A 26,252-nucleotide genomic window follows, 5' to 3' on the forward strand; every position below is an offset into this window, starting at 1 on the left:
CCCGATGTCCGCCCGTCCCCGACCCCGACCCGGAACCCAAAAGCAACACAGCAGCCCATTGACCTCCGATGAATTTTGGTCCACATTTTCATCAATCGGAGTCCAAGTTGGTGAATTGAACCAGCACATCCCCAGATACCTGGTCGCAGGAGGGCATCCCATGCGTGCGAGAAGACTGACCGGATCCGTGGCCGCAATCGTCGTACTGTCCCTGACGGCCGCCGGCTGCGGCCTCGGCGGCTCGGACGGCGGCGAGGCCACCGCCGGCGGCTGCAAGGTCGACGAGGGCAATGTCGGCTCGGGGGAGCTCACCGGCGACGTCAAGGGCGACATCACCTTCCAGACGACCAACGTGAAGAAGGACTTCGGGGACTACTTCAACGGCGTCATCAAGGCCTTCGAGAAGGCCAACCCGGACACGAAGATCAAGTGGATCGACGACCCGGGCGACGCCACCTTCACCCAGCGGCTGGTCGCCGACGCGCAGGGCTGCACCCTGCCGGACGTGGTGAACGTCAACGTCAACACGGCGATCGCGCTGACGAAGAACGGCTATCTGCTCAACCTGGACGAGAAGGCGCCGGACGCGGGCAAGCCGTTCACGGACGCGATGTGGAAGTCCACCACGTACGCGGACGCCGAGGGCAAGAAGGTGCACAGCGTGCTGCCCTGGTACTCCGGCGGCATTCTGCAGACCTTCAACACCGAGCTGATGGAGAAGGCGGGCCTGGACCCGGCCAAGCCCGCGACCACGGTCCTCGGTCTGTTCGCCGACGCCGAGAAGGTCGCCAAGGCCTCCGACGGCGACTACTACGCCTTCCTCGCCAACCCGCAGCACCGCATCCCCGCCGACTGGCAGCAGATGGGCATCGAGGTGAAGTCGGCCGACGGCAAGAAGTTCACCTTCGCCGACGACCCGAAGACCGTGCAGTGGGTCGAGGCCATGACCAGCCTCTACAAGGCCGGCGGGATGCCCAGGGACTCCCTCTCCTCCACCCAGGACCCGGCCAACGTCTACGGCCAGGGCAAGCTGGTCTACGGCCCCACCAACCCCAACTTCCTGCGCTTCATCCAGCAGAACAACCCGACCGTCTACGAGAAGACCGGCGTCGCCCCCTTCATGCTGGACGCACTCGGCCACACCGTCGGCGCCCCGCAGTACGTCGGTGTCGCGTCCACCAGCAAGAACGCCTCGACCGCGCTGGCCTTCGCACAGTTCCTGACGAACGCGCAGAACCAGCTCGAGTGGGCGAAGGACCCGAACGTCGTCATCTTCCCCTCCACCACCGAGTCGTTGAAGGACCCCTTCTTCCAGAAGGTCGAGGGCACCGACCCCTTCGCGGAGGCCCGGAAGATCGTCGCCAAGGACCGCGAGACCGCCACGGCCGACGAAATCGCCCTCACGCCCGGCGAGTTGAACGCCGTCGTCGCCCAGATACAGCTGGCGATGCAGGGCAAGAAGAGCGCCCAGGACGCCCTCGACGAGGCTCAGTCCAAGGCCAACGAGCTGATCGAGCAGGGCAGCTGACCCATGGCCGTACGCCCCCTGCGCATTCTCGACAAGGCGCCCGCCCCCACCTCCCCGGGGGCGGGCGCCCCGCGCCCCGGCGCTTCCCCCGCGCCACCTCCGCCGGGGCCGCTGCGCCGTGTCCTCCGCTCCGTGACGCCCGGCCCGGCACCGGACGCGGGGGGCGCGGCGCTCTACCGCAAGTGGTGGCTGCCCTGGCTGTGGATGGCTCCGGCCGTCGTCGGCGTCACGGTCTTCGGAGTGTGGCCGTTCCTCAACACGCTCATCCTGTCCTTCACCGACGCCAAACCCCTCGGCGGCGCCGCGGGCTTCGTGGGCCTGGACAACTACACCCGGATGTTCGGCGACTCGGACTTCTGGCTCGCCACCCGCAACAGCCTGCTGTATGCGGTGATCGTCGTCCCCCTGATGGTGCTGCTGCCGCTGGTGCTGGCCGTGCTGGTCGAGAAGAACCTGCCCGGCATCGGCTTCTTCCGCTCCGCCTTCTACACCCCCGTCCTCGCCTCCAGCGTGGTCGTCGGCCTGAGCTGGCAGTGGCTGCTGAGCGACCAGGGCCTGGTCAACACCTGGCTGCAGAAAGGCCACTTGATCAAGGAGGCCATCCCCTTCCTGTCCGACTCGTGGCTGATCCTGCTGTCGGCGATGGGCCTGACGCTGTGGAAGGGCCTCGGCTGGTACATGATCTTCTACCTGGCCGCGCTCGGGAACGTCCCGAAGGAACTGCACGAAGCCGCCGCCGTGGACGGCGCGGGCTCCATCCGCCGCTTCTGGCACATCACCATGCCCGGCGTCCGTACGTCGATGATGCTGGTCGGCACACTCACCGGCATCGGCTCACTGCGGATCTTCACCGAGATCTACATGCTCGGCGGCTCCACCGGCGGCCCCGGCGGCGCCGACCGCACCCTCCCCTTCTACATCCGCGACGTCGGCCTCGACCCCCTCACCGGCAACGCCGGCTACGGCGCCGCCGTCTCCGTAGCCCTCTTCGCCCTCACCCTTGGCCTCACCCTGCTCGCCCAGCGCCTGACAAAGGAGGACGAGGCATGACGACAACGACAGCCGTCGTGAAACGCCGCCGCCTGATGCCCCGCTGGCGGGACTACGGCCGTTCCCGCGAACTGATCGTCCGCTACCTGCTGTTGCTGTTCGTCCTGGGCATCACCGTCGGACCACTGCTGTGGCAACTGCTGTCGTCCCTCAAGGGCGCGGGCGAGGACGTCTTCGGCGCGGGCGCCTCCCTCTTCCCCCAGGACCCGTCCCTGCGGGCCTACCGCCAGGTCTTCGACCAGGTCCCGGTGTGGACGTACATCAGGAACAGCTTCTTCGTCGCCGTCATCTCCATCACCAGCCAGCTCGTCTTCTCCACCATGGCCGGCTACATGCTCTCCAAGCCCGCCTGGAAGGGCCGCAAGCTGGTGTGGGTGCTGCTGATGGCGTCCATGATGTTCCCCTTCGAGTCGATCATGGTGTCGCTGTTCCTCAGCATCCGCGACCTGGGCCTGGTCGACAACCTCGTCGGCGTCTGGCTGCCCGGCTTCGTCGCCGCCATCAACGTCCTCATCATGCGCGCGGCGTTCCTCGCCGTCCCGCGCGAGATCGAGGACGCGGCGATGCTGGACGGTGCGGGCGAGTGGAAGCGGTTCCGCCATCTGTATCTGCCGTCCGCGTACGGGGCGATCCTCGTCGTCACCATCAACACCTTCATCAGCGCCTGGGACGACTTCCTCTGGCCCCTGATCGTGCTCCGCTCGGAGGACCACTTCACGCTGACGCTGGGTCTGGCGCGGCTGTCGTCCTCGTCGTTCGGGTACGACCAGCGGATGGTGATGGCGGGTTCGGTGATCTCGGTGATTCCGGTGCTGATTCTGTTTGTGATCACGCAGCGGTGGTTCTATCGGGGGGTTTCTTCGGGGGCCGTGAAGATCTGACGGTGCCTTACGAGGCTTGGGCCCAGGCGGGCTTCCACACTTCGGTGCCGGGATGGCCGGGGCGGGCCGAGACGAGGTGGTCGCGGAGTACGGCGAGGGCGGGGTGGGAGTTGTCGGCGTGCCAGAGCAGTGAGTGCGGGTAGACCGGGGTCGGATCCTGCAGAGGGATACGCCGCAGGTCGTAGCCGGAGGGCCAGACCAGCGGGGTCCGTTCGCTGAGAAAGGTCGCCAGCGTCGACGATGCGGCGATCGTGTCGAGCAGGCCTTCCACGCCGAAGTTGGGGCCGGTCACCTCGACGGTGAAGCCGAAGGTGGCCGCGAGTTCGTCGTAGTACGCCGACCACTCCGTGCCGGGAGAGTTGCCGGGCATCCAGATCCGGCAGCCGGCGAGTTGCGCGGGGGTGACCGTCTGCGCCCCGGCGAGTTCGTGGGCGGGGCTGGTGACCAGTTGGAGAGGTTCGTCCAGGATCGGGATGGCCTCGATGCCGTCGGGGAGCCGACGGCCGGGCATGACCACGGCGCGGAAGGTCGCGTCGATCGTGCCGGAGTGGACGGCGTCGATGGCCCGGTCCGCGTCGAACAGGGTGACCACGTCCAGCTCGATGTCGGGATACGCGCGGTGGAAGTCGCGGACCAGGCCGCCCGTCGCGGTGCGGCGCCCGACCACGTCGACGCGCAATGCCCGGCCGCCGGGCCGTACGGAGGCGGCCGCCCGCTCCGCGGCCTGGAGGAGCGCACGGGCGTGGGGCAGGAAGGCCTGCCCGTCGATGGTGAGTTCGGCGCCGCGTGCCGTGCGCGTGAACAGCCGCACGCCGAGATCCGCCTCGAGCGTCGCGACGCGCTTGGAGACGGCCTGCTGAGTGAGCGCGAGGTCGGCGGCGGCCTTCTGGAACTGACCCGCGTCCACGGCGGCGACGAAGGTACGCACGGCGTTGAGATCCATGCCCGCCACCCTAGCCATACAACGTCTGGTTGAGTGACGGCGGTTCGTTGGTTGTTTGATCTGCGGATTCACCGCTCGCTTTGATACCCCGAGTCAACGTGTCGTTGAGCGGAGGCCACTCGCCCATGCCTGATCCCTTTGTCCATCTGCACAACCACACCGAGTACTCGATGCTGGACGGCGCGCAGAAGCTGCGGCCGATGTTCGCCGAGGTGGCCCGGCAGCGGATGCCCGCGATCGCCATGAGCGACCACGGGAACATGTTCGGCGCCTACGAGTTCGCACAGGTCGCGAAGGACTTCGAAGGCGTCAGGCCGATCATCGGCATCGAGGCGTACGTGGCGCCCTCCTCCCGGTTCTCCCGGAAGCGGGAGTTCTGGGGTCCGGGCGGGCGGCGCGCTGTGGGTGATGACGGCGAGGGCTCGAAGGACGTCTCCGGCGGCGGCCGTTTCACCCACATGACCATGTGGGCGTACAGCGCCCAGGGGCTGCGGAACCTGTTCTGGCTCAGTACACAGGCCAGCTACGAGGGCCAGTTCCCGGCCGGGAAGCCGCGCATGGACCGCGAGCTGATCGCGCGGCGGCCGGAGGGCGTCATCGCCACCACCGGCTGCCCCTCCGGAGAGATCCAGACCCGTCTGCGGCTCGGCCAGTACGCCGAGGCGAGGGCCGCCGCCGCGGCCTACCAGGACATCTTCGGCCGCGAGAACTACTTCCTGGAGCTGATGGACCACGGCCTGGCCATCGAGCGCGAGGTCCGCGACGGTCTGCTGCGCCTGGCCGGGGAGCTGGACATCCCGCTCCTGGCCACCAACGACGCGCACTACGTCACCGAGGACCAGGCCGACGCCCACGACAACCTGCTGTGCATCGGCGTCGCCAAGAACAAGGACGATCCGAACCGCTTCCGCTTCAACGGCTCCGGCTACTACCTGAAGACGGCCGCCGAGATGCGGGACCTCTTCGCGGAGCTTCCGCGGGCCTGCGACAACACCCTGCTGATCACCGAGCGCGTCGAGTCCTACGACGAGGTCTTCGACCACGTCGACGAGATGCCGCGGTTTCCGGACGTGCCGGAGGGCGAAACCCAGGAGTCGTGGCTGCGCTCGGAGGTGCTGAAGGGCCTGGCGATGCGCTACGGCGATCCGGTCCCACGGCATGTCCTGGACCGGTTCGAGACCGAGATGTCGGTGATCGGCCCGATGGGCTTCAGCTCGTACTTCCTGGTCGTGGCGGACATCTGCCGCCACGCCCGCGCCAACGGGATCCCCCTGGGCCCGGGCCGTGGTTCGGCCACCGGATCGCTCGTCGCGTACGCCACCCGCATCACCGAGCTGTGTCCGCTGGAGCACGGCCTGCTCTTCGAGCGGTTCCTGAACCCCGAGCGCATCAACCCGCCGGACGTCGACCTGGACTTCGACGACCGGCAGCGCGACCGCATGGTCCGCTACGTCATCGAGAAGTACGGCGAGGAGTTCACCGCCCTGGTGAACACGTTCGGCCGGATCAAGGCCAAGAACGCGATCAAGGACTCGTCACGCATCCTGGGCTACCCGTTCTCCCACGGCGAGCGGATCACCAAGGCGCTCCCGCCGGACCAGAACGGCAAGCCTGCACCGCTCGCCGCGCTGTTCGACCCCGGCCACCCGCGGTACGCCGAGACCGGTGAGGTCCGGCAGATGTACGAGAGCGAGCCGGACGTCCGGCGGGTGGTCGACACCGCCCGGGGAGTGGAGGGCCTGACCCGGGGCACCGGTGTGCACGCCGCCGCGGTGATCCTTTCCAAGACGCGGCTCACGGACCGGATCCCTCTGCACCTGCGAGCCGCGGACGGCGCGCGGATCACCGGTTTCGACTACCCGTCGTGCGAGGCGATGGGCCTGGTCAAGATGGATTTCCTGGGGCTGCGGAACCTGGGGGTCATCGACCACGCCATCGAGAACGTCCGCGAGAACCGCGGCATCCGGCTGGCCACCGTGGACCCTCTGGACGGGGATCCCGGCACCGTCGTCATCCCGCTGGACGACGCGAAGACCTACCGGCTGCTGGCCGACGCCAACACCCTGGGCGTCTTCCAGCTCGACAGCGGCGGCATGCGCGCCCTGCTGAAGCTGATGGAACCGACCCGGTTCGAGGACATCGCGGCCGCCAACGCCCTCTATCGGCCCGGCCCCATGGCCGCCAACGCCCACACCAACTACGCGCTGCGCCAGAACGGCAAGCAGGCGCCCAACCCCATCCACCCGGAGCTGGAGGAAGCCCTCGACCCGATCCTGGGCACCACCCACCACCTGCTGGTCTACCAGGAGCAGATCATGGCCATCGCCCGGCAGCTGGCCGGCTACACCCTGGGCGGAGCGGACATGTTGCGCCGTGCCATGGGCAAGAAGAAGCCGGAGGTCCTGGCCGCGGAGTGGGAGAAGTTCCACGGCGGCATGAAGGCGAACGGCTACTCGGACGAGGCGGTCAAGGCCATCTGGGACGTGATGCTGCCGTTCTCCGGCTACGCCTTCAACAAGTCCCACACCGCGGGCTACGGCCTCGTCTCGTACTGGACCGCCTACCTCAAGGCGAACTACCCGGCCGAGTACATGGCCGCCCTGCTCACCTCGGTCGGCGACGACAAGGACAAGGCCGCCGTCTATCTCGCGGACGCCCGCGCCAACGGGGTGCGTGTCCTCCAGCCGGACGTGAACGAGTCCGTCGCACGGTTCACCGCGATCGGCGACGACGTGCGGTTCGGACTGCGGTCCGTGCGCAATGTCGGCGACAGCGTCATCGAGGCGGTGATCGACGCCCGCCGCCGGAAGGGACGGTTCACCTCGTTCTCCGACTTCCTGGAGAAGGCCGACCTCTCCGCGCTGAACAAGAGGGCCGTGGAGTCGCTCATCAAGGCGGGCGCCTTCGATTCACTCGGCCACTCCCGCAAGGGCCTCACCGCCGTCCACGAGCACGCCATCGACGCGATCACTCCGGTGAAGAAGGCCGCGAGCTTCGGCCAGGACGACCTCTTCGCCGGGCTCGGCGGCGAGGACGCCGAACCGGGCTTCGGCCTGGACTTCCCCGTCGACGACGCGGAGTGGCCCCGACGGCAACTGCTGTCGCTGGAGCGCGAGATGCTGGGCCTCTATGTGTCCGCGCATCCGCTGGACGGTGCCGGACATATGCTCGCCGCCGCACGGGACTGCTCCATCGCCGAACTCCTCGCCTCCGGCCGCACCACGGGAGAGGTCAGGCTGTCGGGGCTGATCACCGGTGTCCAGCGGAAGGTGACCAAGCAGGGCAACGCGTGGGCGGTCGTGTACCTCGCGGACCGCGACGCCTCCGTCGAGGTCCTGTTCTTCCCCGCCACCTACCAACTGGTGCAGCACGCACTGGCCGAGGACCACGTCGTCTCCGTACGGGGCAGGATCGAGGACCGCGACGCCACCCTGAACATCTTCGGCAGGGAACTGGAGGTGCTGGACGTCTCCTCGGCCGAGCACGGCGGCGGGCCATCGGTCCGGCTCGCGCTCCCCGCCCACCGGCTCACCGAGCAGCGGGTGTGCGAGCTGAAGAGAATCCTCGCCGACCATCCGGGCGACAGCCCGGTCCGCCTCAGCGTCCACGGCGTACGGAAGACCACCGTCTACGCCCTGCACGCCAAGGTGAACGCCGCCACCGTCGCCTCCGACGTGAAGGGGACCTTCGGCGCCGAAGCCTGGGGCGGCCTCGCATGACACCCGCGCCGGACCGGCCGGAGACCATCGAGGTACGGATCTCCGAGACCTCCGTATGCCCGCGCTGCGCGATCCCGGTACTCCTGTCGGCGCGCTACCCGCACGCCTGGAGCAACCGTGCGGGAGAACGGGTCGACGGCCACAAGGAAACCGCGCTGTGCGGATCCTGCGACATGAGCGATCCCGCAGCGCGACCACTGCTGGCGGCGCTGCTCTGCGCGGACGGCCGCCCGGTCGCACCCCGCCTCGACGAGGCATTCGCCGGGCTCGTCCTGGACTGGCTCGCCATCGTGCGCGACCGCACGCCGAACCGTGCGGACCTCGATGCGGAAGAGGCCCGGTGGCGGGCGGGCGACCTGTAGTGCGGACACCGCCGCCGGGCCTCCGGTCTCACCTGGTGAGGCGCAGTACGACGGGTACGGCGGTCAGCGCGGCCCGGGCGGACTCCGCGACGCGGATCTCGGCGGTGCCGGTGCCGGCGAGCTGGTCGGGGTCGAGGTGCAGGGTGACCGTACGGAGCTCACCCGCTGCGAGGGTGACGGCCTCGAACGCGCACAGTTCGAGGGTGCGGGGCCAGACGGAGGTGAGCAGCCGCCGGACGTACAACTGGACGACCGTACGCCCGTGCCGCTCCCCCGTGTTGGTGACATCGACCGCCACTGTGTGCCCCGACAGGCGGGGCGGACCGTACGCGAAGGTCGTGTACGACAGGCCGTGCCCGAAGGAGTACAGCGGCTCGGCGCTTTCGTCCACGTAGGCGCCGTATTCGGTGTCCTTGTGGTTGTAGTAGACGGGGAGTTGGGCCGCCGAGCGGGGGACGGAGACGGGAAGTCGGCCGCTCGGGTCCGCGTGGCCGAGCAGGATCTCGGCGATCGCGTCTCCTCCCCACGGGCCCGGATACCAGGCGGTGAGCAGCGCCGCCGACAGGTCCGCCGCCTCCGGGACGGCGTATGGGCGCCCTTGCACCAGGACGACCACGGCGGGGGTGCCGGTCGCCGAGACGGCGCGCAACAGCGCGTACTGCGCCTCGCCGAGCCGCAGCCCGGCGAGGTCGACGCCCTCGCCACAGGTCATCTGGGAACTGGCCTGTTGTGCGGCCCCGTTGGCCGCGAAGTCGGTCTCGGGGGTACGGGCGCTGCTGCCGCCGAGCGCCACCACGGCCAGGTCCGCGGCGCCGGCGAGGGCGACGGCTTCGGGTATGCCGGAGGTGTCGCCGCCGGTGAGGGCGCAGCCGCGGGCGTGCGTGATCTCCACCCCGGGCGCGGCGAACCGCCGCAGCCCGGCGAGCACGCTCGTGCCGGTGCCGGGGCGTTGCGGGGCCGTGTAGTCGCCGAGTTGGTGCGCGGTGGTGGCGGCCTGCGGGCCCAGGACGGCGATACGGGTGGCGGTCGAGGGGATCGGGAGGGCGCCGTTGTTGTGGAGGAGGGTGATTGCGGCCCGGGCGAGGGCGGTGCTCAGATCCCGGCCGGCGGTTGCGGGGGCCGCGGCGGCTGCGGGAGGGGTTCTCGAGGTTGCCAACTGGTCTGCCGCATAGGGGCGTTCGAAGAGGCCGAGGCGGAACTTCAGGTGGAGGACTCGGGTGACGGCCGCGTCCAGGGTTTCCTCGCGTACGAGGCCCCGCTCGACCGCCTCCCCCAGGTGCGTGAAGCCCTCGTCCCACAGGCTCAGGTCGACACCGGAGTTGAGGGCGAGCGCGCCGGCGGAGACCTTGTCGCCGGTGATGCGTGCCAGCCGGTCGACGGCCAGGCCGTCCGCCATGACCAGGCCCTCGAACTCCCAGCGCTCTCTGAGGAGTTCGGTGAGCAGGGCGGGGTTGCCGGCGCAGGGCATCCCGTCGACCTCGTTGTACGCGGCCATCACGGCGGCGGCTCCGGCCCGGACACCGGCGCGGGCGGCGGGGAGGTGGATCTCGTGGAGTTCGCGGGCGCCGAGTTCGGACTCGGCGGAATTGCGGCCGCCGATGGTGGCGCCCTGGCCGGCGAAGTGCTTCAGCACGACGGGGGCCTTGTCGGGGGCGAAGAGTTCGCCGGGGTTCCCCTGCATGCCGCGTACGAGAGCCTCGGTGAGACGGGACGCGAGGTACGGGTCCTCCCCGAAGCACTCCTCAGTGCGGCCCCAGCGGGGGTCGCGAGCGATGTCCAGTGCGGAGACGAGCGCCAAGTGGGCACCGCGGGAACGGAGTTCGACCGCCGCGTGGGCCGCGGCCTGCTCGTACAGCTCGGGATCCCAGGTGGCGCCGACGGCCAGGTTCACCGGGAAGACGGTGCCGTCCAGGGCCATGTGGCCGTGGGGGACCTCCTCGACGAACAGGGCGGGTATGCCGAGCCTGCTTTCGCCCACGACGTGGCGCTGCACCAGGTCGGCGAGCGCCGCGCTGTCCGCGGCGCCGGCTCCGGTGGCGTGGTCCACGCCCGACCAGGCGTCGGCTCGGAGCAGTCCGTAAAGGGCACCGAGTCCGGCGAAGCGTTCGGTTTCGGCGTGGAGGGCTTCGGTGAGTTCGAAGCCGGACCGGGTGCGGCGGTAGGCATTCCAGCCGTACATGCGCTGGTTGAGCTGCCCGACTTTCTCACGCAACGTCATTCGGCTGAGCAGGTCGCGGGTACGGGCTTGGATGGAGGCGGTGGGGTTGCGGTAGAGGGCAGTCTGGTTGGGGGTTTGAACTGCACTCGTTCCAGTGAAGAACGAGCGATCATGAGCATTCATAGGTGAGTGCCTCGTACGGTCGGTTCTGTGAATCTGACCGAGTGGGCGAAGGCCCAGGGTGTCCACCCGCAGACCGCGCGCCGCTGGTTCCGTGAGGGAACGCTGCCGGTGCCCGCGATGCGGGTGGGTCCGCGCACGATCCTGGTGAACATCGAGGCCCACCAGGGTGTCGATGTCACCGGTGGTGTGGGCCTGTACGCTCGGGTCTCCTCCCACGACCAGAAGGCCGACCTGGAGCGGCAGGCGGCGCGGCTGGTGGAGTGGGCGGCGAAGGCCGGGCACCGGGTCGTGCGTGTGGAGTCGGAGATCGCCTCCGGCATGACCGGAGCACGGGTGAAGGTCCGCCGTCTGCTGGCCGACCCGGCGGTGACGACCGTCGTCGTCGAACACAAGGACCGCCTGGGCCGGATGAACGTCGAGCTCGTCGAGGCCGCCCTGGCCGCGCAGGGCCGCCGCCTGGTCGTCCTGGACGAGGGCGAGGGCGAGGGCGAGGACGACCTGGTCCGCGACATGACCGAGGTGCTGACCTCGTTCTGCACCCGCCTGTACGGCCGCCGCTCGGCGAGGAACCGGGCGCAGAAAGCCCTTGAGGCGGCCGCGAAATGAACGAGGCCAAGAAGCCGTTCCGTCCGCTCCGGGAGCCGTTCGTGGTCCAGGACGCGACGGGTGTCGCGATCCGTGACCGGCTCAAGGACCTCACGCCCCAGGACGAGAAGGTCCTGCGCCTGGTCGGCGCCCACCTCGGTTCTCTCGCAGCCGCTGACCTCGCCCTGTACTCGCGGGCCGGTTTCGAGCGCACCAACGACTCCTGGGCCGCCCGCAAGCAGGACCTGACCGCACGGTCGTCGTCGCGGTGGGCTGGTGCGATCACCAAGGGCACACACGATCAGTACGCACTCGCCCGTCGCAGCCAGTTCACCCACCGCGACAACCTCGCCGACGGCATCCGCACGCTTCGGCACCGCCTGTCCCTCCCGATCGGCGAGAAGGGCACCAAGGGCAAGCCGGGCGGCTACCGGTCGCCGGCGGAGTGGTTTCACAAGTCGCGCCGTCTGCACATCCTTGAGGCCCGTCTCACGACCGTTCAGGAGGACATCGCGACCGGGCGGGTGCACGTCGTGCGCGGCGGGAAGAAGCTCGCCAGGAACCGGCACAACCTGACCGCCGCCGGGCTCACCGAGACGGTATGGCGGGAACGCTGGAATGCGGCGCGCTGGTCCTTGAGCGCGGACGGGGAGTCGGGCAAGCGGTTCGGGAACGAGACGATCCGTGTCACACCAGACGGCGAGGCCTCGATCAAACTGCCCAAGCCGCTTCAGTACCTGGCCAACAGCCCGCGCGGCCGGTACGTCCTCTCGGCCCGCGTCGCGTTCCGGCACCGGGGCGCAGAGTGGGCCGACCGCATCGCCCACAACCGGGCGGTCGCCTACGAGATCCACTACGACGTGGCCCGGGGCCGCTGGTACCTGACCGCGTCCTGGAAACGCCCCGCCGTGCAGGCCATCGGGTTGGAGGCGGCGCGGGCGGGCGGATTGATCGGCGTGGACACCAACGCCGACCACTTCGCCGCCTACCGCCTCGATGCGCACGGCAACCCGGTCGGCGATCCCCGCCGGTTCACCTACGACCTGACCGGCAGCGCGGACCACCGCGACGCGCAGCTGCGGCACGCGCTCAGCCGGCTGCTGCGCTGGGCCACCCGGATCGGCGTGAGCGCGATCGCCGTCGAGGACCTGGACTTCTCCGACGGGAAGACCCGCGAGAAGTTCGGCCGCAACAAGCGTTTCCGTCAGCTCATCCACGGCATCCCCACCGGCAAGGTCAAGGCCCGGCTGGTGAACATGGCCGCCGAGCACGGCCTGGCCCTGGTCGCCGTCGATGCGGCGTATACCTCCAAGTGGGGCGCCGAGCACTGGAAGACGCCCCTGACCAGCAACAAGCGTGCGATGACCCGCCATGACGCGGCGGGCATCGCGATCGGAAGGCGCGCCCTCGGGCATCCGATCCGGCGACGGACGAAACCGCCCCGCCATCACCAGAGCGATGGTGGCGGGCATCGGAACGTCCAGGCCGATCGCGGTACTCGGGGACGTGAGGGACTCCGCCGGACACGGAACGGAACCAGCCCCCCGAGGGCGGCGCCCGGCCGTGCGGTCACAGCGGGGAACCAGCGTGTCCAACACCGTTCGGGACACGCGGCTGAGCATGAGGCCTGGCACCAGGACTCACTCCCGCTCAGTCTGTAGGAACGGTCAGCATGCGGCTGGCCGGGGCGAACTCGCGCTCCAGTCGGGCCAGCGCCACAGCACCGCCACAGCCGTCCGTCACCTGGTCGACCTCCAGCCCGAGCTTGCCCAGGCGACGATGCACCGCCTCCGTAAGAGGCCCTCCCGCGCCGAGCAACCCGCCGGTGGCAACCAGCCGTTCCCCTGGTCGGCAGCCCAACGCACGTACCGTCTCGGCGAGTTGATCGGCCGCCTCGCGGAGAATGGCCGTGGCGACGGCATCTCCGCCACGGGCCGCCTCGCTCACCAGCGGTGCGAGCCCGGCGAGCCGGATCGGCGGCTGATCCATGACGGCAGGCAGCAGCCGCATGCGATACGCCTCGCGCTGTCCCCGGGACGTGAAGGCGGGCCCTTCTGCCTCACCACCGCCCGGCAACACGTCGTCCGGAAGCCCGAGCTCCCGGCCGACCAGGGCGGCCAGCACCGTAGGACCACCCCGCCCATCCGCCATACGCAGCGCCGAACGCACCGCCTCGCGCCCGATCCAGAAACCGCTGCCGTCGTCGCCGAGGAGCCAGCCGTCACCGCCCGCGGTGGCGGTGCAGCGGCGGTCGGTGATGCGGGCCGCGACCGCGCCGGTGCCGGCGACCAGGGCGAGGCCGTCCGCGGGGGTGCCGGGCGCGGAGGCGAAGGCGGCCTCGATGTCGCTGTAGACCTCGACCGATACGGCGGCGATGCCCAGTCGCCGCAGCGCCGACGTGAGGGCGGAGTGGGCGTTGAGCCGGCCGGGCTCGTCCGCAGCGGTACGCGACGCTCCCGCGAATCCACCCGCCACCGCCACCACCCGGCCGCGCAGCCCCTCCGGAACGGCCTGTGCGACCGCCTCGGCAAGGTGGTCGGTGAGCTGAGGCACCGGGACGGTCAGGGCGTTGCCCGGTCCCGCGGCGCCCTCACCGCGTAGGAGGCCGTCGCGCGCGGACGCCAGGACGGCGCGCGTACGAGTGCCGCCCGCATCCAGGCCGACCACGAGATCCTGGTTCAAATCATTGTTCATTGGCGACCATGGTGGTTGATACATTCGCTGGAGACAAGGCCCGACGAGGCTCGTCGGGCTCCGGCGAAACTCGACGGAGCCCAACCGGAGGAGGTCTCCATCCACACTCCCACCGCACCCGCAGCCCTGCGCTTCGGCGTCAACTACACCCCCCGTCGCGGCTGGTTCCACTCCTGGCACGACTTCGACCCTGCGCACGCACGCGAGGACCTGGCGCAGATAGCCGGCCTGGGCCTCGACCACGTACGGATCTTCCACCTCTGGCCGCTCCTCCAGCCCAACCGCAAGCTCATCCGCACCGCCGCCGTCGACCAGTTGGTGCGCCTGGTCGACCTGGCTGCCGAGGCCGGCCTCGGCGTACTCGTGGACGGCATCCAGGGCCACCTGTCCAGTTTCGACTTCTACCCGGAGTGGACCCGCAGCTGGCACCACCGCAATGTGTTCACCGACCCCGAAGCCATCGAAGCCCAGGCCGAACTGCTACGGGTCCTGGGCCGCGCCCTCGCCGACCGCCCCAACCTCCTCGGCCTCCAGCTCGGCAACGAACTCAACAACCTCGTCGAACACAACCCGGTCACACCAGACGAGGTCGACCACTACCTCGACACGCTGCTGACCGCCGCCCGCTCCGGACTCGGCGCAGAAGGCCTGGTCACCCACTCCGCCTACGACGCCGCCTGGTACGGCGACGACCACCCCTTCACCCCCGAGGCCTCCGCCCGCAAGGGCGACCTGACCACCGTCCACCCCTGGGTGTTCTCCGCCAACTGCGCACGCCGCTACGGCCCCCGCTCCCCGCAGGTCCAGCACCTCGCCGAGTACGGAGTGGAACTCGCCAAGGCGTACGCCACCGAACCGGCCCGCCCGGTCTGGGTCCAGGAGACCGGAGCACCCGAGCCGCACATCCCCGCGTCCGACGCCCCTGATTTCGCCCGCGCGACCGTCCTGAACGCGGCCGACTGCACGGACCTGTGGGGCGTGACCTGGTGGTGCTCCCACGACGTCGACCGCTCCCTGGCCGACTTCCCGGAACTGGAGTACACCCTGGGCCTCTTCGACTCCACGGGCCGGGCGAAGCCCATCGCTTCGGCTCTCGCGGACGCGGTGGCGAAGCTGCGCACCGGGCCACACTCGGCGCAGCCCCGCGACACCGCCCTGGTTCTGGACTGCACACCCGCGACCCGTTCCGTGTCCGGCCCGGGCGGCGCGTACTTCGAGGAGTGGATGCGGCTGCGGGTCGAGGGAGTACGCCCGGCGGTGGTGAGGGCGGCATGGGCGGATGATGCGGAGTACTTGAGTGCGCGAGGCATCAGGGAACTCATTCGGATGCCCTGACTTCACCTGACGTACTGATACCGCGGCGTCACCGCCTACGTCATCGATTCGGGCCGGAGGCAACACTCCGGGAGTGGCTCAGGTCACACCAGGTGCCCCTGGAGGGCCACGATCACGGCCAGGGCCGCCAGGCAGGCACGGGCTCGAGCAGGGCGAACCGCGCGGACCGCGCGAGGCGGCGGACGCCGGGAGCGAAGTAGAGCGGGGTCACCAGGACAACGACGGCCCCGACCTGCACCAGGCTCACCTCGCCCCACGGGACCGGCGAGGGCGGCAGCTGCGGATGGGGCTGTGCAACTGCCTTACCCACCTACCGCTCTACGACCACCGCACGTGACCGACCGTGCATTGGAGCTCCGGCGGCACCGAAGGCGCCGTGAACCGCATCAAGAAGAGCAAAAGGCAGCTCCACGGACGAGCGGGATTCGAATTACTCCGCGAGATGATCCTGCTTCAGTAGCCTTCCACGGCCGCTCTCCTGGGTCTGGGGCCGAGCGGAGAATGAGGTCGCTAGTGTCTTGTCGGCCCTGACATGATCAGTGGCATGAAGGTACTTGTGATCGGAGCGACAGGAACGATCGGCAGCGCTGTTGCCAGTGCGTTAGAGGCTTCTCATCAGGTGTTCAAGGGATCCCGCAGAGGGCCGGTGAAGGTGGATATGGAAGACCCATCTTCCCTGGACGCACTCTTCGATGAGGTGCCGGATCTCGATGCTGTGGTGTGCTGCGCCGCCAGCGGCCCGCTGGTGGACCTGGAGTCAGTGGCGGATGAAGAGATCGTGGCCGGAATACAGGGCAAGCTGCTGGGGCAGGTCGCGCTGGTTCAACGAGCTGTGCGCCGTCTACGCGACGGCGGCTCCATCACGCTGACAGGGGGTACCTTCTCGACTCCGCTGGCCGGCGGTTCGCTGGGAGCTCTCGTCAACACCGGCCTGGAAGGCTTCGTCCGCAACGCAGCCGGCGAGCTGCCGCGAAGGCTTCGCATCAATCTCATCAGCCCTGGGTGGATCAAGGAAACCCTGGAAAGCATGGGCGTAGACGGGAACGACGGAACTCCTGTCTCCGAGGTAGCCCGGGCGTATGTGACAGCGGTGGAAGGCTCCGCGCAAGGCCAGACCATACGTCCGTAGCCGTCAGGAGAGGCAGGCCCGCCGCTCTCGATGACGGCGGGCCTGCGACCTGAGTGCGGGACAGCCAAACTGCTGCCTCAGTTCGGGCTCGGGCACTGTCGAGACAACTGCGGTGACGCTCCGCGACCGCTCCCCAAGATCTGTGCCAGAACCAGAACCGACACCGGTCATGGGCGCACCGCGGCGCGACGCTGATGAGGATCTCCGAAACCTCCACCGCTGCTCGGTTGATCCACCAGGCTTGCCCTTGTTTCCCAACGGAGAAGGGACGGCAAGCATGGCGAACAGCGCGCTTCTGGTGATGGACGTCCAACGGGACGTCGTGGCCATCGCCGACGACGGTTCCGGATATCTGCCGCGCTTGCGCAGGGCGATCGACGGTGCCCGGGCTGCCGGCATCCCCGTGATCTACGTGGTGATGGGGTTACGGCCGGGCGATCCGGAAGTCAGCCCTCGCAACAAGGTGATCACAAACGCCGTGCGGGCCGGTCTGTTCACCGAGGGCGGGCCTGGCACCGAGATCCATCCCGACGTCGCGCCCCAGCAGGGCGACGTCGTGGTCACCAAGAGGCGGGGGAGCGCGTTCTCGGGCAGCGACCTCGACTTGGTACTCAGGGCTCGCGATATCAACAGCCTTGTTCTCACCGGCATCGCCACCAGCGCTGTAGTGCTGTCCACCCTGTGGCACGCCATCGACCTGGACTTCGGCCTCACCGTCCTGGCGGACGCCTGCCTCGACACCGACCCCGAGGTGCACACGATGCTCACCGAAAAGTTGTTCCCGCAGTGGGCAGATGTCTTCGCCGTCGAGGACTGGCTCAAAGCCATCGCACCGCAATAGCGGAAGCCCACCCCGTACTTGCGCTGCACGGACCGGTTCGACATCCCCGCCCGGGCATCACGGAGGATCGCCGCGTACAGATCGACCTTGGACTTCGGCGGCACCGGCGCCCGGAGTGAGGCCTGTCCTGTCTGTGACCCGCCGACCGCGAGGACGACCATGTCGGGACGGGTCCCGGGCACGTGCTGTAACACTGCCGTCGGCGATCGACGGAGTGAGAGGAGATCACTCGTGTCCGGTAGGGAGACGCAAACCCGCATCGCCGTCCACGCGTTGTGTGCGGCTGCGATGACGCTCGCCGTGCTGATGGTCGCATCGCCTTCGTCTGCGGCCACGACCCACGTGCAGGCGTCGTCCGCGACTCGGCAGACCCGCTGCGAATCCCCTGGAAAGGTGTACACCCAGAAGGTCTTCGTCAAGCACAAGGGGAAGGCCAGGATCGATTCGATCCCGCTGTTCCTCGTGTGCCAGCCCAACGGCAACGTGGCGATAGTGGACCACGAGGGCAAGAGCTACCAGGACTTGGATGACTTCCGCGCGAACAACGAGATCCTCAGCGAGGACGACGAGATCACGTTGCCGCGGGATTTCCCCTCGGTCGACACGTCGAGAGACCGCGAGCTGATGACGGTATCGGGCAAGACGAACAGCATCGCCTCATGGGTGTGGTGGCTGACCGGCGGGATTGCCGTCGTAGTGGTCACCAGCGGTGGTGGAGCCCTCTGGCTGCGTGCACGCCGGCGATCGGCCCGGGCTTTGACCTCTGACGACGTAACCGCTACGCCAAGCGCCGCAAGTGAACGAGTGGATGAGTAGATGAGTGAATGACCGAGGTGGGTAGATCTGCCTGACCTCAAGCAACACCCACCAACACCTCCGCCACCGCCCGCAAGTTCACCCGCCCCCGCCCGTACGAGCACACGTCACCGCCGTCCGGCAGCCCCGTCGACACCCTGACCGCGTCCGCCCGCCCGGTCAACAGCGCATCCCGGAGTTCGGCCTGCCAGGGATGCAGGGCCGCGTCGTACGTGGCGACCACCAGCGGCGCGCCCTCGGCCCGGCGCAGGAGTTCGGCGGCGAGGTCCGTCAGATCCGCCGGAGCCCGAGTGACCGCCGTCCCCGTGGCCGTGGGGTCGAGGGCCCGTACCTCCGTCAGCAAGTCCTCGCCGCCCCAGTTGAGTGCGGGATGCGGCGGCGGGAAAAGGTCGACGACATGGGCTCCCCGTACATGCGGCACAGGCCCCCGTACCGCCCGCCGCGCCGCCTCCAACCCGGCCCCGACATCCCACCTGGCAACCGCGACCGCGCTCTCAGCCACCGGCGCCGCATACCGATCTGCCAGCCGCCGGACCCGGTCCGCAGCCTCCCGCACCCGTTCCGCCGGCAGCGCCCCGCTGCCCACCGCGTCCAGCACCGCGTCCCGGCAGCCGACCGTGACCCCCAAGTCCGGTACGGCGACGACGACTTGATCGGCGCCCGCCTCGAGGGCGAGCCGCGCCCCGGCCGCCTCCCCGTACCTGTCCGCGATCGCCTTCATCTCCAGGGCGTCGCTGACCAGTACGCCGTCGAAGCCCAGCTCGTCGCGCAGCAGGCCGCTCAGGATGCGGGGGCTCAGCGTGGCCGGGCGGTCGGGATCCAGCGCGGGGAACACGACATGCGCGCTCATCAGCATCGGTACACCTACGGCGATCGCGGCCCGGAAGGGGTCGAGATCGAGTTCGTCGTACGGACGCGGGTCGACCGCCACATCGTGGTGGCTGTCGGTGACGGTGCCCCCGTGACCGGGGAAGTGCTTGGCGCAGGACGCGACGCCGCGTGCCTGGGTGGCGGTGATCCAGGCGCGCAGATGCCGGGAGACCAGTTGGGGGTCGGCGCCGAAGGAGCGGGTGCGCACGATCGGGTTCAGGGGGTGGTGCTGGAGGTCGGCGACAGGGGCGTACGAGGCCGTGATGCCGAGGGAGGCCAGGTGTCCGGCCAGGGCGTCGGCGCAGCGGGCGGTGAGCCGGGTGTCGTCCACGACACCCAGGGCGAAGGAGCCGGGGACTTCTGGTGCGCCCGCGCTCACCAGGTGTCCGATGTCGCCACCCTCGTTGTCGATGGCCACGAGCAGATCGGGCCGGATGCCGCGCAGCGTGTCCGTGAGTTCGCGGACTTGTTCCGCGTCGCGCACATTGCGGGTGAACAGGATGACGCCGCCGAGGCCGCGGTCGATGAGCCGCTTCAGGGTGTCGGGGACGGTCGTGGTGCCGTCGAATCCGGCGACGAGACAGCGGTGGACGGCCTCGTCCAGGTCGGGAGGGAGAGGGGCCGGACCGCCGGCGTACGGGTGCTCGGTGTGGGTCACCCCGGGAATCCTCTGGTTCACCCAACCGAAAGTCAATAAGGTGGATGGATGGCCGATTCAACGGAACCACTCAACACGCAAACGGAAACATCCACCCGTGGCCACATTCATCACAGAATTCCCACAAAGCTCAAGAATGAATGTTCAAGCAGCGCGTGTAACTTGCTTTCATGAACGACCGGAAAGCGGACGTCCGCTTCGGATCCCGCCCCGTACGCCTCGCTGACCTGGCAAGTCTCGTACGTGCCCCGGCCGCGCTGAGCGTCCCGGGCGACATCCTCGCGGGGGCCGCCGCCGCCGGCCGCCCCCTGGGACCGCGGACCGTGGGCACGATGGCCTCCTCCGTCTGCCTCTACTGGGCCGGGATGGCCCTCAACGACTACGCCGACGCCACCATCGACGCCGTCGAACGCCCCCAGCGCCCCGTCCCCTCCGGCCGCGTCCCCCGTCGTACGGCCCTCTCCCTGGCCGGCGGACTGACCGCCGCCGGTCTCGGACTCGCGGCCCTCTCCGGCGGTCGCCGCGGCCTCGGCGTCGCGCTGCCACTGACGGGGCTGATCTGGGCGTACGACCTGAAGCTGAAGTCAACGAAGGCCGGTCCCGCCGCGATGGCCGGGGCACGGGCCCTGGACGTGCTCGCGGGCGCGGTCACCGCCGGCGGGACGAAGTCCGGGCGGCGTGGGCTCGTGCCCGCGGCCCTGGTCGGGCTGCATACGTACACGCTCACCGCCCTCAGCCGGCACGAGATCTCCGGCGCCCCGGCGCGGCTGCCCGCGACCACGCTCGGAGTGTCGGCCGCGACAGCGCTGGCGGCGGCGGGCACCGCACCCTCCGGACCGGGGCGGCACCCTGACGCGCGTACCGCCGCGGTCGCCGCCGCCGGAGCGCTCGGCTACCTCGGTACGTACGGACTGGCGCAGGTCAAGGCCGTACGGGAGCCGTCCGGAGAGAACGTACGGCGAGCGGTGGGAGCCGGGATTCTGGGGCTTGTGCCCTTGCAGACGGCGCTGACCGCTCGGGGCGGATCGCCGGTGGTAGCGGCGGCGCTGGGGGCCGTGCATCCGCTGGCGCGGCGGCTGGCCCGGCGCGTGTCACCGACCTGACCCGAAGAGCGACCTGAAAGCGACCCGAGGACGGCCACTCATGGATCTGCGATTCGGCTACGGCACCAACGGTTTCACCAGCCACCGCCTGAGCGATGTGCTCGCCGTGCTCTCCGACCTCGGCTACGACGGGGTGGCGCTGACACTCGACCACGGCCACCTCGATCCGTACGCCGAAGATCTGCCGCGCCAAGTCAACGCGCTCGCGGGGGAGTTGGCTTGGTACGGGCTCAGCGTCACGGTCGAGACGGGGGCGCCCTACTTACTCGACCCGTGGGGCAAGCACGAGCCGACGCTGATGTCGGAGGGGGTGCAGCGGCGCGTCGATCTGCTGCGGCGGGCGATCTGGATCGCGGCCGACCTGGGTTCGCCCACCGTCCATCTGTGCAGTGGTGCCGCGCCGAAGGGGCTGCCGGAGGAGGACGCGTGGAAGCGGCTCACGGCGGGCATGGAGACGGTGTTGCGGACGGCGGAGGCCAATGGCGTGGCCCTCGCCTTCGAGCCGGAGCCGTACATGTTCGTCGACACCGTGGAGCGGTGCCTGGAGCTGGGGAAACGGCTCGGCGGGCATGAGCTGTTCGGGGTCACGCTGGACATCGGGCACGCCCACTGCGTCGAGGAGATTCCGCTGCTTGAGTGCGTACAGCTGGCCGCGCCCCATCTGCTGAACGTGCAGATCGAGGACATGAAGCGCGGTGTCCACCAGCATCTCGAATTCGGCGACGGTGAGATCGACTTCGGGCCGGTGCTGGCCGCGCTCGACGAACTCGGGCACAAGGGGCTGGTCTCCGTGGAGATCCAGGGCGGCTCGCTCGACGCACCCGAAGTCGCCCAGCGCTCCATCGAGTTCCTCCGACGGACGGCGCCGAAAACATCGAAGGTTCAGACGGAGCAGAGAGAGCAGAAAGCACAAGAGGCAGTTCAAGAAGCAGCACAGTGAGCACAGAGAGCGCGACCATGATCTCCGGCATACCTGAACTCCGTACGGCCCTCGAGCCCGAGGCCCGCGCCTGGCTCGACGCCGCCGTCGACCGCGTCCTCGCCGATCCCACGGCCATCGGCGCCCTCTTCCCCGCCGTCCGCCGCCGCTGCGGCCGGGCCAGGATCGATGACCACTGGACCATCGACGAGGCCGCCCGCGCCGTACTGCTCACCGCCCTGCCGCTGCACGACTCCGCGCTGGTCGCGACCGTGGGAGCGCTCCATCGACACGGCGATCCGGCCGAGCAGCGGGCCGTACTGCGGGCGCTGCCGCTGATCGACGACGAGGGCCGCTTCCTCTTCCTGGTGCGGGAGACGCTGCGCGGCAACGACACGACCCTCATCGAGGCCGCCCTCGGACCGTACGCCGCGAGACATCTCCCGGACGACGAGTACCGGCAGGCCGTCCTGAAGTGCGTCTTCTACGAGATCCCGCTCGAGCGCGTCGCCGGACTCGACAAGCGTGCCGACGCCGAACTCGCCCGGATGCTGGCCGACTTCGCACGCGAGCGGATCGCGGCCGGACGTGCCGTGCCCGACGACATCACGCCCGTCATCCGAGCCTTCGCGCCCGCCGATGACCGCCCCGCCGCCCTCGATGGAGTCTCCTGAACATGCGCATCTTCGACCCCCACATCCACATGACGTCGCGTACGACGGACGACTACGAGGCCATGCACGCCGCCGGGGTACGCGCCCTCGTCGAACCGGCCTTCTGGCTGGGCCAGCCCCGCACCTCGCCCGAGAGCTTCTACGACTACTTCGACTCGCTGCTGGGCTGGGAGCCGTACCGCGCCGCGCAGTTCGGCATCCAGCACTTCTGCACGATCGCCCTCAACCCGAAGGAAGCCAACGATCCGCGCTGCATGCCGGTACTGGACGAGTTGCCGCGCTATCTCGCCAAGGACCGGGTCGTCGCGGTCGGCGAGATCGGCTACGACTCGATGACCAAGGAAGAGGACGAGGCCCTGGCCCGGCAGCTCCAGCTCGCCATCGAGCACGAGCTTCCGGCCCTCGTCCACACCCCGCACCGCGACAAGGCGGCGGGCACGCGGCGGACGCTGGATGTCGTACGGGAGTCGGGGATCGCGCCCGAGCTGGTCGTGCTCGACCATCTCAATGAACTCACGGTGGGCATGGTTCTCGACAGCGGCTGCTGGGCCGGGTTCTCGGTCTACCCGAAGACGAAGATGAGCGAGGACCGGATGGTGGCGATCCTCCAGGAGCACGGCACCGAGCGGATGCTGGTCAACTCGGCGGCGGACTGGGGGCGCAGCGATCCGCTGAAGACCCGGAAGACCGGTCTGGCGATGCTGGCGGCCGGGTTCGCCGTGGACCAGGTCGACCGGGTGATGTGGGGCAACCCGGTCGCCTTCTACGGGCAGAGCGGCCGGCTGGACCTCGACCCGGTCCTGGACGAGCCCAAGCCCGACGAGTCCGTGACCTACCAGGGGAACTCCATCAAGCGCGGCGGAGAGTGAGCGGCCGATGCGCCTGCGCCACCCCGACGGGACGCCCGTCCATCTCGCGTACTGCAGCAACGTCCACCAGGCGGAGGACCTGGACGGGGTGCTGGCGCAGCTCGCCGCCTACGCCGAACCCGTGCGGGAACGGCTCGGCGTCGACCGGCTCGGCATCGGCCTGTGGCTGGCCCGCGATGTCGTCACCGAACTCGTCGGTGACGAGCGGGCGTTGGGGCGGCTGAAGAACGAGCTGAGCGCGCGGGGCCTGGAGACCGTCACGCTGAATGCCTTCCCGTACTCCGGTTTCCATCGCGAGGTCGTCAAGAAGGACGTCTATCTCCCCGACTGGACGGACGAGGCCCGCCTTACCTACACCCTCGACTGCGCCCGCGTCCTCACCGCCCTCCTCCCGGACGACGCCCTCCGCGGCAGCGTCTCCACGCTTCCGCTCGCCTGGCGCACGCCCTGGCCGGCCGAACGTTCCCACACCGCCCGCCGCGCCCTGGACCGGCTGGCCGACGGACTCGCCGCGATCGAGCGTGAGACCGGCCGTCCGGTCCGCGTCGGCTTCGAGCCGGAGCCGGGGTGCGTGGTCGAGACGACCGCGCAGGCGGCACGGGAACTGGGCGGCCTGGACCCGGAACGGCTCGGCATCTGCCTGGACGCCTGCCATCTCGCGGTCCAGTTCGAGGACCCGCGCGCCGCACTGGCGCGGCTGTCCGCCGCCGGGCTGCCGGTGGTCAAGCTCCAGGCATCCTGCGCGGTGCAGGCGGACGATCCGGCGGACCCGGCTGCGCAGGCGGCGCTGGGGCGGCTTGCGGAGCCGCGGTTTCTGCATCAGACGCGTACGAGGCTTGCTGCGCAGGGCAGTTGGGAAGCCTCGGGCGTGCCGGGCGAAGGGCTGGCCGTCGTGGGGCCGCGGATTCCGCGCCAGCGAGGTGTGGCGGCGGGCGAGGAAGCGGACGGGACCGGGCACGTCTACGGGACCTGGCACCCGAACGGTCCCGGCGACTCCGGCGGCGCCCGTCAGTCGGACAGGCAGGCCGACGGATCTCCCGCCGGGCCGAGGTCCGTCGGCGGGCCCGGCGACCCGACTGGCCACGCCGACTCGGGACCTGCCCGCGGCCCGGGCGGGCACGGCGCGCCCGGCGGGTACGGAGCGCCGGGCAGGCACGGCGCGCCCGGTGGCCACAGCGCGCTGCCCGAGGGCACGATCCTCGGTGTCGACGACCTCCCCGATGCCCTGGCCGGCGGGCTCCCCACCGACCGAGGCCCCTGGCGGGTCCACTTCCACGCCCCGCTGCATGCCGAGCCCGAACCCCCGCTCCGTACCACCGCGCCCCAACTCACCGCCGTACTCGCCGAACTGCTCGGCGGCCCCGTCGCCGGCTGTGACCACATCGAGGTGGAGACCTACACCTGGTCCGTGCTGCCCCGGCCGCCCGCCGACCTGGCCGGGGGCATCGCCGCCGAACTCGCCTGGGCCAGGGACCGGTTGACCGGGCTCGGCCTGAAGGAGGAAACGTCATGACCGACCGGCTCGTCGTGCTCGACATCGTCGGGCTCACCCCGACGCTGCTGCGCCATATGCCCGCCGTCGCCGCCCTCGGTGAACGCGGGTTCCAGGCCCGGCTCGGGACGACCCTGCCCGCGGTGACCTGCACGGCCCAGTCGACCTTCCTCACCGGGGAACCGCCGAGCACGCACGGCGCGGTGGCCAACGGCTGGTACTTCCGCGACCTCGGCGAAGTGCTGCTGTGGCGGCAGCACAACGCGCTCGTCGGCGGCGAGAAGATCTGGGAGACGGCCAGGAAGAGCGACCCCAACTACAGGGTGGCGAACATCTGTTGGTGGTACGCGATGGGGGCGGACGTCGACTTCACCGTCACCCCGCGGCCCGTCTACTACTCCGACGGCCGCAAGGAACCCGACTGCTACACCTGGCCACCCTCCCTGCACGACGAACTCACCGACCGGCTCGGCCCGTTCCCCCTCTTCACCTACTGGGGGCCGAACGCGGGCATGCCCTCCACCCAGTGGATCCTCGGCGCCGCCCGCCAGGTCTTCGACGAGCACCGCCCGGACCTGACCCTCGTCTACATCCCGCAGATGGACTACGAGCCCCAGCGCTCCGGCCCGGGCTCCCCCGCCACCGCCCGCGCCGCCCGCCAACTCGACGAGGCGCTCCGCCCGTTGATCGACCACTTCCTCAGCGAGGGCGCCACCGTCGTGGCGCTCAGCGAGTACGGCATCACCCCGGTCTCCCGCCCCGTCGACATCAACCGCGCCCTGCGCCGCGCCGGACTGCTGGACGTCTACACGCAGGACGGCATGGAGTACCTGGACCCCTGGACCTCCCGCGCGTTCGCCGTCGCCGATCACCAGGTGGCGCATGTGTACGTACGGGACCCGGCCGACACCGCGGCCGTCGCGAAGATCGTCGGCGAACTCGACGGTGTGGAGCGGGTGTTGGACGCGGAGGGCAAGGCTGCGTACGGCCTCGATCACGAGCGGTCAGGCGAGCTGGTCGCCGTCGCCGACTCCGATGCCTGGTTCACGTACTACTACTGGCTGGACGACGAGCGCGCCCCGGACTTCGCCCGCCAGGTGGAGATCCACCGCAAGCCCGGCTACGACCCCGCCGAGCTGCTGTACGACGAGACCGTCCCGGCGGTGAAGCTGAAGGCCGTGGGCCAGATCGCCCGCAAGAAGCTCGGGTTCCGCTACCGGATACAGACCGTCCCGCTGGACCCGTCGGGGGTGCGCGGCAGCCACGGCCGGCTGCCGGAGGATCCGGACCACGGGCCCGTACTGCTGTGTTCGGAGCCCGGGGCGGCACGTACGGAGTTCGCGGCGACGGACGTCAAGCCGCTGCTGCTGCGGCTCGCGGGACTTGAAGACGCAGGTACCAAGGAAGAAGAGCACGCGGAATGACCTCCCCCACGCACCCGCC

22 protein-coding genes are annotated in these 26,252 nt (G+C 69.8%); 17 read left to right on the plus strand and 5 right to left on the minus strand.

Translation table 11 applies throughout. The annotated features are described in order from the left end of the window. Positions 1-160: 160 nt before the first annotated feature. Genes G6048_RS21230 through G6048_RS21240 form a run of 3 tightly spaced genes read left to right on the plus strand, consistent with a single transcriptional unit; the run spans position 161 to position 3,459 of the window. Positions 161-1,528, plus strand: a complete 1,368-nt coding sequence (locus tag G6048_RS21230; RefSeq protein ID WP_206341876.1) for an extracellular solute-binding protein — start codon at positions 161-163, stop codon at positions 1,526-1,528. Positions 1,529-1,531: 3 nt separating this feature from the next. Next, on the plus strand, positions 1,532-2,578 hold the full coding sequence (locus tag G6048_RS21235; protein WP_235990122.1) for a carbohydrate ABC transporter permease: 1,047 nt from the start codon (positions 1,532-1,534) through the stop codon (positions 2,576-2,578). Then, positions 2,575-3,459, plus strand: coding sequence for a carbohydrate ABC transporter permease (locus G6048_RS21240; RefSeq protein ID WP_165341156.1), 885 nt, complete (start codon positions 2,575-2,577; stop codon positions 3,457-3,459). The genes G6048_RS21235 and G6048_RS21240 overlap by 4 nt, the downstream gene beginning before the upstream one ends. A gap of 7 nt (positions 3,460-3,466) precedes the next feature. Here G6048_RS21240 and G6048_RS21245 read toward each other — a convergent pair whose 3' ends face one another. Further along, entirely contained in the window at positions 3,467-4,402 is a 936-nt protein-coding gene (locus G6048_RS21245; RefSeq protein WP_165341157.1) for a LysR family transcriptional regulator, read from the minus strand. Positions 4,403-4,527: 125 nt separating this feature from the next. Between G6048_RS21245 and dnaE the strand changes: the two genes are divergently transcribed. Next, on the plus strand, positions 4,528-8,121 hold the full coding sequence (dnaE, locus tag G6048_RS21250) for a DNA polymerase III subunit alpha (RefSeq protein WP_165341158.1): 3,594 nt from the start codon (positions 4,528-4,530) through the stop codon (positions 8,119-8,121). Beyond that, complete coding sequence (locus tag G6048_RS21255) at positions 8,118-8,483, plus strand: DUF6300 family protein (protein WP_165341159.1); 366 nt, start codon at positions 8,118-8,120, stop codon at positions 8,481-8,483. Before dnaE ends, G6048_RS21255 begins: the two co-directional genes overlap by 4 nt. A 28-nt stretch (positions 8,484-8,511) precedes the next feature. Here G6048_RS21255 and G6048_RS21260 read toward each other — a convergent pair whose 3' ends face one another. Further along, positions 8,512-10,701: a glycoside hydrolase family 3 N-terminal domain-containing protein gene (locus G6048_RS21260; RefSeq protein ID WP_235990124.1), complete on the minus strand. Its 2,190-nt coding sequence runs from the start codon at positions 10,699-10,701 to the stop codon at positions 8,512-8,514. A gap of 150 nt (positions 10,702-10,851) precedes the next feature. Here G6048_RS21260 and G6048_RS21265 point away from each other — a divergent pair, with 150 nt between their 5' ends. Together G6048_RS21265 and G6048_RS21270 are read left to right on the plus strand one after the other, a co-directional pair. After that, positions 10,852-11,430 carry an IS607 family transposase gene (locus G6048_RS21265; protein ID WP_165341161.1) on the plus strand — a complete coding sequence of 193 codons (579 nt, stop codon included), beginning with the start codon at positions 10,852-10,854 and terminating at the stop codon, positions 11,428-11,430. Then, positions 11,427-13,070, plus strand: coding sequence for a transposase (locus tag G6048_RS21270; protein ID WP_165341162.1), 1,644 nt, complete (start codon positions 11,427-11,429; stop codon positions 13,068-13,070). Before G6048_RS21265 ends, G6048_RS21270 begins: the two co-directional genes overlap by 4 nt. Here G6048_RS21270 and G6048_RS21275 read toward each other — a convergent pair. After that, positions 13,060-14,103 carry an N-acetylglucosamine kinase gene (locus tag G6048_RS21275; protein WP_165341163.1) on the minus strand — a complete coding sequence of 348 codons (1,044 nt, stop codon included), beginning with the start codon at positions 14,101-14,103 and terminating at the stop codon, positions 13,060-13,062. The genes G6048_RS21270 and G6048_RS21275 overlap by 11 nt on opposite strands. Before the next feature lie 99 nt (positions 14,104-14,202). Between G6048_RS21275 and G6048_RS21280 the strand changes: the two genes are divergently transcribed. Next, entirely contained in the window at positions 14,203-15,438 is a 1,236-nt protein-coding gene (locus G6048_RS21280; RefSeq protein WP_165341179.1) for a glycoside hydrolase 5 family protein, read from the plus strand. Positions 15,439-15,550: 112 nt separating this feature from the next. On the opposite strand, the gene G6048_RS21285 is transcribed toward G6048_RS21280, so the two are convergent. Next, positions 15,551-15,748, minus strand: a complete 198-nt coding sequence (locus G6048_RS21285) for a hypothetical protein (RefSeq protein ID WP_165341164.1) — start codon at positions 15,746-15,748, stop codon at positions 15,551-15,553. A gap of 234 nt (positions 15,749-15,982) precedes the next feature. On the opposite strand from G6048_RS21285, the gene G6048_RS21295 reads away from it, so the two are divergent. From G6048_RS21295 to G6048_RS21305, 3 genes are all read left to right on the plus strand, one after another. After that, the gene (locus G6048_RS21295; RefSeq protein WP_165341165.1) at positions 15,983-16,567 is read left to right on the plus strand and encodes a short chain dehydrogenase; all 585 of its coding nucleotides are present in this window, start codon (positions 15,983-15,985) and stop codon (positions 16,565-16,567) included. A gap of 277 nt (positions 16,568-16,844) precedes the next feature. Beyond that, entirely contained in the window at positions 16,845-17,408 is a 564-nt protein-coding gene (locus G6048_RS21300; RefSeq protein WP_165341166.1) for a cysteine hydrolase family protein, read from the plus strand. Positions 17,409-17,639: 231 nt separating this feature from the next. Then, positions 17,640-18,224: a hypothetical protein gene (locus tag G6048_RS21305; RefSeq protein WP_165341167.1), complete on the plus strand. Its 585-nt coding sequence runs from the start codon at positions 17,640-17,642 to the stop codon at positions 18,222-18,224. A gap of 37 nt (positions 18,225-18,261) precedes the next feature. Here G6048_RS21305 and G6048_RS21310 read toward each other — a convergent pair whose 3' ends face one another. Next, complete coding sequence (locus G6048_RS21310) at positions 18,262-19,752, minus strand: glycoside hydrolase family 3 protein (RefSeq protein ID WP_165341168.1); 1,491 nt, start codon at positions 19,750-19,752, stop codon at positions 18,262-18,264. Positions 19,753-19,922: 170 nt separating this feature from the next. On the opposite strand from G6048_RS21310, the gene G6048_RS21315 reads away from it, so the two are divergent. From G6048_RS21315 to G6048_RS21345, 6 genes are read left to right on the plus strand one after another with little or no spacing between them, the layout of a single operon-like run. Then, positions 19,923-20,855, plus strand: a complete 933-nt coding sequence (locus G6048_RS21315; protein ID WP_165341169.1) for an SCO3242 family prenyltransferase — start codon at positions 19,923-19,925, stop codon at positions 20,853-20,855. 40 nt (positions 20,856-20,895) lie between these two features. Continuing rightward, complete coding sequence (locus tag G6048_RS21320) at positions 20,896-21,795, plus strand: sugar phosphate isomerase/epimerase family protein (RefSeq protein WP_165341170.1); 900 nt, start codon at positions 20,896-20,898, stop codon at positions 21,793-21,795. Then, a complete protein-coding gene (locus G6048_RS21325; RefSeq protein ID WP_328826565.1) occupies positions 21,792-22,448 on the plus strand; it encodes an EboA domain-containing protein in 657 nt (218 codons plus the stop codon). The genes G6048_RS21320 and G6048_RS21325 overlap by 4 nt, the downstream gene beginning before the upstream one ends. Before the next feature lie 2 nt (positions 22,449-22,450). Then, complete coding sequence (locus tag G6048_RS21330) at positions 22,451-23,317, plus strand: TatD family hydrolase (RefSeq protein WP_165341171.1); 867 nt, start codon at positions 22,451-22,453, stop codon at positions 23,315-23,317. Positions 23,318-23,324: 7 nt separating this feature from the next. After that, positions 23,325-24,830, plus strand: a complete 1,506-nt coding sequence (gene eboE, locus G6048_RS49695; RefSeq protein WP_235990125.1) for a metabolite traffic protein EboE — start codon at positions 23,325-23,327, stop codon at positions 24,828-24,830. After that, the gene (locus tag G6048_RS21345; RefSeq protein WP_165341172.1) at positions 24,827-26,233 is read left to right on the plus strand and encodes an alkaline phosphatase family protein; all 1,407 of its coding nucleotides are present in this window, start codon (positions 24,827-24,829) and stop codon (positions 26,231-26,233) included. Before eboE ends, G6048_RS21345 begins: the two co-directional genes overlap by 4 nt. The last annotated feature ends 19 nt before the right edge of the window (positions 26,234-26,252 follow it).

Origin of the sequence: Streptomyces ureilyticus (assembly GCF_011045025.1) — a bacterium.
Classification (GTDB): domain Bacteria; phylum Actinomycetota; class Actinomycetes; order Streptomycetales; family Streptomycetaceae; genus Streptomyces; species Streptomyces ureilyticus.

What these genes read in the sequence shown, in the direction of transcription:
- G6048_RS21260 (WP_235990124.1), bottom strand. Translation starts at nt 10,701, where the DNA reads ATGACGTTGCGTGAGAAAGTCGGGCAGCTCAACCAGCGCATGTACGGC.
- G6048_RS21300 (WP_165341166.1), top strand. Translation starts at nt 16,845, where the DNA reads ATGGCGAACAGCGCGCTTCTGGTGATGGACGTCCAACGGGACGTCGTG.
- G6048_RS21235 (WP_235990122.1), top strand. Translation starts at nt 1,532, where the DNA reads ATGGCCGTACGCCCCCTGCGCATTCTCGACAAGGCGCCCGCCCCCACC.
- G6048_RS21330 (WP_165341171.1), top strand. Translation starts at nt 22,451, where the DNA reads ATGCGCATCTTCGACCCCCACATCCACATGACGTCGCGTACGACGGAC.
- G6048_RS21345 (WP_165341172.1), top strand. Translation starts at nt 24,827, where the DNA reads ATGACCGACCGGCTCGTCGTGCTCGACATCGTCGGGCTCACCCCGACG.
- G6048_RS21255 (WP_165341159.1), top strand. Translation starts at nt 8,118, where the DNA reads ATGACACCCGCGCCGGACCGGCCGGAGACCATCGAGGTACGGATCTCC.
- eboE (WP_235990125.1), top strand. Translation starts at nt 23,325, where the DNA reads ATGCGCCTGCGCCACCCCGACGGGACGCCCGTCCATCTCGCGTACTGC.
- G6048_RS21315 (WP_165341169.1), top strand. Translation starts at nt 19,923, where the DNA reads ATGAACGACCGGAAAGCGGACGTCCGCTTCGGATCCCGCCCCGTACGC.
- G6048_RS21230 (WP_206341876.1), top strand. Translation starts at nt 161, where the DNA reads ATGCGTGCGAGAAGACTGACCGGATCCGTGGCCGCAATCGTCGTACTG.
- G6048_RS21295 (WP_165341165.1), top strand. Translation starts at nt 15,983, where the DNA reads ATGAAGGTACTTGTGATCGGAGCGACAGGAACGATCGGCAGCGCTGTT.
- G6048_RS21270 (WP_165341162.1), top strand. Translation starts at nt 11,427, where the DNA reads ATGAACGAGGCCAAGAAGCCGTTCCGTCCGCTCCGGGAGCCGTTCGTG.
- G6048_RS21240 (WP_165341156.1), top strand. Translation starts at nt 2,575, where the DNA reads ATGACGACAACGACAGCCGTCGTGAAACGCCGCCGCCTGATGCCCCGC.
- G6048_RS21275 (WP_165341163.1), bottom strand. Translation starts at nt 14,103, where the DNA reads ATGAACAATGATTTGAACCAGGATCTCGTGGTCGGCCTGGATGCGGGC.
- dnaE (WP_165341158.1), top strand. Translation starts at nt 4,528, where the DNA reads ATGCCTGATCCCTTTGTCCATCTGCACAACCACACCGAGTACTCGATG.
- G6048_RS21245 (WP_165341157.1), bottom strand. Translation starts at nt 4,402, where the DNA reads ATGGATCTCAACGCCGTGCGTACCTTCGTCGCCGCCGTGGACGCGGGT.
- G6048_RS21320 (WP_165341170.1), top strand. Translation starts at nt 20,896, where the DNA reads ATGGATCTGCGATTCGGCTACGGCACCAACGGTTTCACCAGCCACCGC.